This window comes from Rhodococcus sp. IEGM 1241 (assembly GCF_033142365.1).
Lineage (GTDB): Bacteria > Actinomycetota > Actinomycetes > Mycobacteriales > Mycobacteriaceae > Rhodococcus_F > Rhodococcus_F erythropolis.
Genome location: NZ_JAWLSE010000065.1, coordinates 1 through 763, shown reverse-complemented (window position 1 = coordinate 763; position 763 = coordinate 1). Strand labels below are relative to the sequence as shown.

Below are 763 nucleotides of genomic sequence, written 5' to 3'. Positions count from 1 at the left end.
GTCAGCCGCGAAGCCAACAGATTATTGCGCGTATCGCACCCGTCATGCCCGAACTCCACATCGACATCATCAGACCAAGCTTGACCGAATTGATCTCTGCTGTAACCAGTTTTCGGAGCACGCCCCTTCACCGGAAGGGTCTCCAACAGCGCGACGGAGGAAGCCACATCAACATCGTGCTGACCGACAGAGCTCTCCACAGACAACGATCCTGCTGGGATCACATCCGCCAACGTCGTACTGCAACCGGAAATCGACAATCCAACAAGGGCAGTGACGGCAACCAGGAGGGAACGGGAACGCACCAAGCGATTATGCAACGTGAAACTCCTAAATCATATGCAGTGCAGAGGATCTACACTCTTATCAACAAAACTCATGAGGATGATGTCGGGAAAACCCGACATCAGACCAGTCGTGCTACACATCCACCGAACCCAATCAACCGGCCACATGCGTGATTGAACATGCCATCGTCCCTATCCGTGCGGTCGAATCGGTCGACCGTCACACGACCTGACCATCGTCACTCACATAACTCACACCGTCGACATCGAACGATGGAGCCCCTACCAGCGAGGTTTTGAGATATGTCAAAACTGCGTGCAGATAATGCGCGAATCGCAACCATCGTGGCCGCCTGGTCCGTCGTAGTCGTCGGTCCACGCAGGCCCGAAACTGCAGGATTCTCTGAACAAGAATTCAAGCTTGGTAATCATGTGGAAGTCCTTCCCGAGATCGATCCGAATCCAGGCATTCCGAG

The 763-nt window shown here is 53.9% G+C and carries 1 pseudogene; it reads right to left on the bottom strand.

What is annotated here, in order from left to right:
- Positions 1-305 (bottom strand): annotated as a pseudogene (locus tag R4P70_RS32630) (hypothetical protein); the annotation flags it as partial.
- Between the last annotated feature and the right edge of the window lie 458 nt (positions 306-763).